The sequence below is a fragment of the Longimicrobiales bacterium genome (assembly GCA_035764935.1).
In the GTDB taxonomy this organism is placed as follows: Bacteria; Gemmatimonadota; Gemmatimonadetes; order Longimicrobiales; family RSA9; genus DASTYK01.
Genome location: DASTYK010000078.1, coordinates 22355 through 29191, shown reverse-complemented (window position 1 = coordinate 29191; position 6837 = coordinate 22355). Strand labels below are relative to the sequence as shown.

Sequence of the window (6837 nt, the reverse complement as noted above, 5' to 3'; positions counted from 1 at the left end):
CTGGCGGTCGAGGATGGCGAAACACTGGTGATCATCGGCGCGTCGGGCTCGGGCAAGTCGGTGATGCTGAAGTCGATCGTGCGGCTGCTGGAGATCGATGCGGGCACGATCACCGTCGATGGACAGAATGTCGCGACCCTGGAGCTGGACGCGCTGCACACGCTCCGGCGAAACATCGGCTACGTCTTCCAGTTCGCCGCGCTGTTCGACTCCATGACCGTGTACGACAACGTTGCGATGGGACTGCGGCGCGCCGACATGCCGGAGGACGAGATCGAGGAGCGTGTACGCGAGTCACTGGAGCGCGTCGAGATGGCGGGCTTCGAGGACCGTCTGCCCGCGCAGGTGTCAGGCGGGCAGCGCAAGAGGGTGGGGCTCGCACGCGCGATCGCGACCCGGCCGAAGTACCTGCTCTACGACGAGCCGACGACCGGGCTGGACCCGGTCACGACCACGGTGATCGACCGGCTCGTGCTGCGCATGAACGAGGAGCTGGGTGTGACGAGCATTGTCGTGACGCACGACATGACGAGCGCGTACCGGATCGGCGACCGTGTTGCCATGCTGCACAGGGGCAGCATCCGGCAGACGGGCACGCCGGAGGAGATCCGGGCGACGGAAGACCCGGTCGTGAAGGGATTCATCGAGGGCAGGCCGGAGCTGGCCCAGGAGGCAGGCGCGTGAGACGACGCAACGATGTCCTGGTCGGCGCAGTCATTCTGGCCGGCATCCTGCTCATCATCTTCGGCACGATCTTCCTGCGCGGCACGGTGCTGGGCGCCGAGGAGCAGGAGATCCGGGCGCGGTTCCGCACCATCGGCGCGGTGATGAAGGGCAACGACGTGAAGCTGCGGGGCGTCCCGATCGGGCGTGTGGAGTCCGTCGAGCTGGAGCCCGACGGACAGGCCGTGCTCATCACGATGACGATCGCGGAGGGCGTGCGGCTGCCGGAGGACCCCGTCGTCGTGCTCTCGGCGGAGTCGTTCTTCGGCGACTGGCAGGCGCAGATCCTGCCCCGTGCCACGTACCCGCAGTACGAGTACCTCGAGTCGCCGACCGCCGACGTGCTGCCCGGCTACTCGCTGCCCGACATGTCGCAGCTCACCGCGGTCGGCGATGAGATCGCGCAGAACCTGCGCACCCTGAGCGATCGGTTCGAGATCGCGTTCACGGAGGAGACCGCGCTCAACATCCGCCGGGTGGTGGAAAACGTCCAGGTCGCGAGCGAGCAGCTCAATGCGATGATGGCGAGCCAGAAGACCGCGATCGAAGACGTCGCGTCGAACCTGCGCCAGACCTCCGAGACGCTCGGCGTTGCGGCGGCGACGGTGCAGCGCACGTTCGCCGAGGTGGAGGGTGCGATCGGCGGCGGGCGGCTGGAAGCGATCGTCGGCAATGTCGAAGGGACAACGGCCAACACGGACTCGCTGACGGCGGAGCTGCTGCGCATGTCGGGGGAGTTCGAGCGCGTGGCTGCCCGGCTCGATACGACGCTGGTCGCGGTGAGCTCCCTCGCCGACGGGATGCAGGAGGGGCGCGGCACGCTCGGACTGCTGATGCAGGACTCGACACTGTACCTCTCCCTGGTGGAAGCGAACTCGGAGCTGCAGGCACTGCTCGAGGACCTGCAGCGCAATCCGCGCAAGTACATCAACCTGCGCGTCTTCTAGGTGGCGCTGGTCGTCCAGAAGTACGGTGGCACGTCGGTCGGCACGCCGGAACGGATCCGCCGCGTCGCGCAGCGCGTCGCGCGGGAAAAGCAGGCGGGCAACGACGTCGTCGTGGTGGTCTCCGCCATGGGCGACACGACGGACGACCTGGCCGCGCTGGCCGAGCAGGTGACCGGCAACGCGCGGCGGCGGCATCCGCGCGAGTTCGACATGCTGCTCACGGCCGGCGAGCGGATTGCCATGTCCCTCGTCGCGATGGCGATCCGCGACTGCGGCTGCGATGCGGTCAGCCTGACCGGCTCACAGGCGGCGATCATCACCGACGAGGCGCACACGGTGGCGCGCATCGCGGAGGTGCGAGGGACCCGGGTGCGCGAGGAGATCGCGCAGGGCAGGGTCGTGATCGTCGCGGGATTCCAGGGCGTGAGCCGCACGCGCGAGGTCACCACACTGGGGCGCGGCGGCTCGGACACGACCGCAGTGGCCCTGGCCGCGGCGCTCGGTGCCGGCCGCTGCGAGATCTTCACGGACGTCGACGGCATCTACAGCGCTGATCCGCGCCGGATCCCCGATGCACGGCTGATCGAGCAGATCGACTACCAGGAAGCGATCGAGCTCACCACGGCGGGCGCACAGGTCATGCACCCGCGCGCCGTCGAGATCGGTGCGCGCTACGACGTGCCGATCCGGGTCCGCAGCTCGTTCCGCGACGACCCCGGCTACCATGGAACACTGATCACCCGGAGGTCCCACGTGATGGAGGAGCTCGCGCTGACCGGCCTGGCCAGCGAGCGCGGCAATGCACGGATCACACTGCGTGGGGTGCCCGCGGGAATGAACGTGGTGGCAACACTGCTGAACCGCCTGGCGGCGCGCGGCATCAGCGTGGACCTCGTCAACTTCTTCGACCGGCCCGACGGTCGGCGGCAGATCCAGGTGACGGTGGACGAGGGCGACCAGCTCGACGAGGCGCGCGGGATCTGCCATGCACTGCTGGAGGAGCAGGGCGGGGAGCAGCTCGAGACGGAAACGGGCCTGAGCCGCGTCGCCCTGGTCGGCAGCGGCATGCACGGCACGCCCGGCGTGTACGCGCGGGCGTTCCAGGTGCTCGTCGAAGCCGGTGTGGACGTGCTCGCGCTCTCGACGTCCTCGATCTCGATCACCTTCCTCGTGCGCACCGCCGACGAGGATCGGACCTTGCAGTTGTTGCACCGTGCGTTTGGTCTCGGCACGGAGTCGCAATGAAGGTGGCTGTGCTCGGCGCGACAGGCGCCGTCGGTCGTACCATGCTGAAGGTGCTGGAGGAGCGGGACGTGCCGGTCGACGAGCTGGTGCCGCTGGCGTCCGCGCGTTCTGCCGGTGCGTCCGTGTGCTTTCGCGGTCGGGAATGGCCGGTGCGCGAGCCGGCGGCCGACGCGTTCGCGGGCTGCGCGATTGCGCTCTTCTCCGCCGGCGCGGAGCGCAGTCGTGAGTGGGCGCCCGTGGCCGCGGAGGCGGGCGCCGTGGTGATCGACAACTCCAGTGCCTGGCGCACCGACCCGGAGGTGCCCCTCGTCGTACCGGAGATCAATGCTGCCGCCGCAGCGCAGCGACCCAGGGGCATCATCGCGAACCCGAACTGCGCGACCATCCAGCTGGTCGTCGTGCTGGAGGCCATCCGGCGCCGGGTCCGGCTGCGCCGGGTCGTCGCAACGACGTTCCAGTCCGTTTCCGGTGCAGGGGAAGCCGGGATCGCGGCCCTGCGCGGCGAGCGGAGCGGTGAGCGGGTAGAGAGCCCGTTCGTCGCGCCGATCGATGGCAACGTCATCCCGTGGATCGGCCCCCGCGGCGAGGATGGCTGGAACGAGGAGGAGCGGAAGATCCGCATGGAGACGCGCCGCATCCTGGACCTGCCCGAGCTGCCGGTCGCCGCGACCTGCGTGCGGGTGCCGGTCGAGGTCGGTCACGCCATCTCGGCAACAGTGGAGCTGAGCCGTTCGATCAGCCGCGACGACGCACGCGCCGCACTCGCGCGCATGCCCGGCATCATCGTGTGCGACGAGGCGAGCGATCCGCTGCCGCGCGACGTGGCCGGTCGTGACTCCATCCTTGTCGGCCACCTCCGCCTGGATCCGGACCTGGAGAATGCGCTGCACCTGTGGATCGTTGCGGACAACCTGCGCAAGGGAGCGGCAACCAACGCCGTGCAGATCGCGCAGGCGGTGATCGATGCCTGAGCGCGGTGCGCGCCGCAGCGGGCGGTCCGGCAGCACGCGCACGGCGCGCATCGAGACCAGCTCGGGCGGCGTCGTATTCCGCTGGTTCCAGGGCGAGCCGCGCTTCCTGCTGATCCGCGATCCGTACCGGAACTGGGGCCTGCCGAAGGGGCACATCGAAGGCGGTGAGTCGCCGGAGGAGGCGGCGCTGCGCGAGGTGGCGGAAGAGACCGGTCTCGTCACGCTCGAGGTCGTAACGCAGCTTCCGACGATCGACTGGTACTTTCGCGACCGCGGCACGCTGATCCACAAGTTCTGTCACTTCTTCCTGCTGGAGTCGGCCGGAGGCGAGCCCGTGCCGCAGCACGACGAGGGCATCACCGCATGCACGTGGCGCAGGATCGAGGATGCACTGCGCATAGTAAGCTACGCGAACGCGCGCGAGGTGCTGCGCACGGCCGGCATGCACCTGGGTGAGCTTCCGCAACAGGCAAGCTGAGTCTCCTTGCAACAGGTGGTGCGATGATGCGCGACGGTTTGGGTCAGACCGCTGCTGAGGTGCGGACGCTGTACACCGCGATCGTGCTGCTGGTCGGCGGTTTCTTCCTGTTCTCCGTGCGCGGGCTCCTCGTTCCGTTCGTGCTGTACCTGCTGCTGCTGACGCTGCTGCTGCCGTACGCGGGTACGCGCCGCCACCGCCTGCTCGCGGTGGCCGCCACGGTGCTGATCGCCCTCTGGTTCCTGTCGACGCTCGGCTCGCTGCTTGCCCCCTTCATCCTGGCGTTCATCCTCGCCTATATCCTTGATCCCGTCGTCGACGCGCTGGAGCGACGCCGCGTGCCCCGGGGGGCGGCGGTCGCGATCCTGCTGCTGCCGGTCCTCGCGCTCATCGCAGGTGCACTGATCTTCGGGATCCCCGCCCTCGCCGATCAGCTGGATGCGCTGATCGACAACCTGCCGGTCGCCGTCGAGCGCCTGGAGCGCTGGTGGCAGGGCGTGATCGCAACCGTGCAGCGCATGAACGTGCCGTTCCTTGCCGAGGAAACGCTGGCCAGTCGCATGCGCGACATCGACGGCGAGCGCATCGCGGCATTCGTCCGCGAGCGACAGGACGAGCTGCTGAGCAGCGGCTGGAACACGCTCGGTCGCGGCGTCGGCATCGTCGTGACCGTCGTGGGATACCTGGTCGTCACGCCCGTCGTGCTCGTCTACCTGCTGCTCGATTTCGACCGCGCGCGTGAGCGCGCGACGGAGCTGCTGCCCGCGTCGCGCCGCGAGAGCATCGTGTCGTTCCTCAGCGAGTACGACTCGCTGCTGTCGCGCTTCCTGCGCGGGCAGGTCCTTGCCGCCTCGATCGTCGGCGTGCTCACGTGGCTCGGCCTGCTGATCGTCGGCTTCCCGCTGTCCGGCCTGGTGGGCGCGATCGCGGGCGTGTTCAACCTGGTCCCCTACCTCGGACTGGTTGCGTCCGTCATCCCGGTCGTCATCATCGCCCTCTTCAGTGGCAGCTTCCTCGGCTCGCTGCTGAAGGCGGGCATCGTATTCGCCATCATCCAGTTCATCGACGGCTCCATCACCGGACCCCGCATCACGGGCTCGTCGGTCGGCCTGCATCCCGTCTGGGTGATGCTCGCGCTCTCGGTGGGCGGCTACTTCTTCGGGTTCGTGGGGATCCTGCTGGCCATGCCGGCGGCCGTGTTCATCAAGCTGTCGCTGTTGCGCGCGCTGGAGCGCTACCGGGCGTCGGCACTCTACAACGACACCGAGATCGAGACGGAGCTGTAACCCGGCGCCGTGGCCACGCCGGCGGGTTGCGCCCGCCGGCACCGCCCGGCTAACGTCCGCGCCGATCCGGCACAGGGAAGGAGCAGCAGAAGCAGGAATGAGCGCGGAAGCACGCGACATCACGATCATCGGGGGCGGCCCGACCGGGCTGTTCGCAGCGTTCTATGCGGGCATGCGCGGGGCGAGCGCACGCATCATCGATTCGCTGCCCGAGCTGGGCGGCCAGCTGATGGCGCTGTACCCGGAGAAATACATCTACGACGTCGGCGGCATTGCACGCATCCTGGCGCGTGACCTCGCCGTGCAGCTGATCGACCAGGGGCTGCAGTTCGGCGCGGACGTCCGCCTCGAGGAGCAGGTGCTCGAGCTGCAGCCCGATGGCGACGGCTACATCGTCCGCACGGACCGGGAGTCGTACCCGACGAAGGCGGTCCTCATTGCGGGCGGCAAGGGTGCATTCTCGCCGCGCGTGCTCGAGTGTGCCGGCTATGACCAGCTGCTCGGCCGCGGCGTCGCATACCATGTCAAGGACCCCGCGCATTACGAGGGCAAGCGCGTGCTCATCGTCGGTGGCGGCGACAGCGCGGTCGACTGGGTGCTCAACCTGCGCGGGCGCGCGAGCCGGCTGATCCTGATCCATCGACGTGAGGGCTTCCGCGCCCATGCGCAGTCGATGCGTCAGCTGCAGGAGTGCGTCGCCAGCGGCGAGGTCGAGCTGCTGACGTACCGCGAGGTGCGCGCGATCCACGGCGACGACTGCGTCCACGCCGTGACCATCTTCGACAACCGCACGGACGAGGAAGAAACCTTCGAGGTCGACGCCGTCCTGTCACTGATCGGCTTCAAGCCGGATCTCGGTCCCATCGCGTCGTGGGGGCTCGAGATCGAGAAGAACTCGATCCGGGTGAACCAGCGGCTCGAGACCAGCCTGCCGCGGGTGTATGCGGCCGGAGACATCTGCACGTACGAGGGCAAGCTGGAGCTGATCGCAACCGGCTTCAGCGAGGCGGCAATGGCCGTCAATCACGCGGTGCACGAGATCGACCCGAAGGCACGGTACAACCCGGGCCATTCCACGAACCTGAAGGTTTTCAAGGAGCGCGAGGAGGCGGAAGCGGCAGCGGGCTGATCGTCGCAAAATGGCACGAATTGTGTAGCCATGCGGTCGACCTTACCCCTGCTGATGG

Annotated in this window: 7 protein-coding genes; all 7 read left to right on the top strand. The window is 68.5% G+C overall.

Annotated features, from left to right (window positions below; genetic code table 11):
* On the top strand, nucleotides 1-684 hold a 684-nt coding region (locus VFU06_06475; GenBank protein HEU5209040.1), incomplete at its 5' end, for an ATP-binding cassette domain-containing protein.
* Nucleotides 681-1670, top strand: coding sequence for an MlaD family protein (locus tag VFU06_06470; GenBank protein HEU5209039.1), 990 nt, complete (start codon nucleotides 681-683; stop codon nucleotides 1668-1670). The genes VFU06_06475 and VFU06_06470, both read left to right, overlap by 4 nt.
* Nucleotides 1671-2915 carry an aspartate kinase gene (locus tag VFU06_06465; protein HEU5209038.1) on the top strand — a complete coding sequence of 415 codons (1245 nt, stop codon included), beginning with the start codon at nucleotides 1671-1673 and terminating at the stop codon, nucleotides 2913-2915.
* The gene (locus VFU06_06460; protein ID HEU5209037.1) at nucleotides 2912-3886 is read left to right on the top strand and encodes an aspartate-semialdehyde dehydrogenase; all 975 of its coding nucleotides are present in this window, start codon (nucleotides 2912-2914) and stop codon (nucleotides 3884-3886) included. The genes VFU06_06465 and VFU06_06460 overlap by 4 nt, the downstream gene beginning before the upstream one ends.
* The gene (locus tag VFU06_06455; protein HEU5209036.1) at nucleotides 3879-4364 is read left to right on the top strand and encodes an NUDIX hydrolase; all 486 of its coding nucleotides are present in this window, start codon (nucleotides 3879-3881) and stop codon (nucleotides 4362-4364) included. Before VFU06_06460 ends, VFU06_06455 begins: the two co-directional genes overlap by 8 nt.
* Nucleotides 4365-4387: 23 nt before the next feature.
* On the top strand, nucleotides 4388-5650 hold the full coding sequence (locus VFU06_06450; protein ID HEU5209035.1) for an AI-2E family transporter: 1263 nt from the start codon (nucleotides 4388-4390) through the stop codon (nucleotides 5648-5650).
* A 97-nt stretch (nucleotides 5651-5747) separates the two neighbouring features.
* Entirely contained in the window at nucleotides 5748-6779 is a 1032-nt protein-coding gene (locus VFU06_06445) for an NAD(P)/FAD-dependent oxidoreductase (GenBank protein HEU5209034.1), read from the top strand.
* Nucleotides 6780-6837: the final 58 nt, after the last annotated feature.

Excerpts from the sequence above, each read along its gene's own strand:
- VFU06_06445 (HEU5209034.1), top strand. The coding sequence starts at position 5,748 with ATGAGCGCGGAAGCACGCGACATCACGATCATCGGGGGCGGCCCGACC.
- VFU06_06455 (HEU5209036.1), top strand. The coding sequence starts at position 3,879 with ATGCCTGAGCGCGGTGCGCGCCGCAGCGGGCGGTCCGGCAGCACGCGC.
- VFU06_06450 (HEU5209035.1), top strand. The coding sequence starts at position 4,388 with ATGATGCGCGACGGTTTGGGTCAGACCGCTGCTGAGGTGCGGACGCTG.
- VFU06_06460 (HEU5209037.1), top strand. The coding sequence starts at position 2,912 with ATGAAGGTGGCTGTGCTCGGCGCGACAGGCGCCGTCGGTCGTACCATG.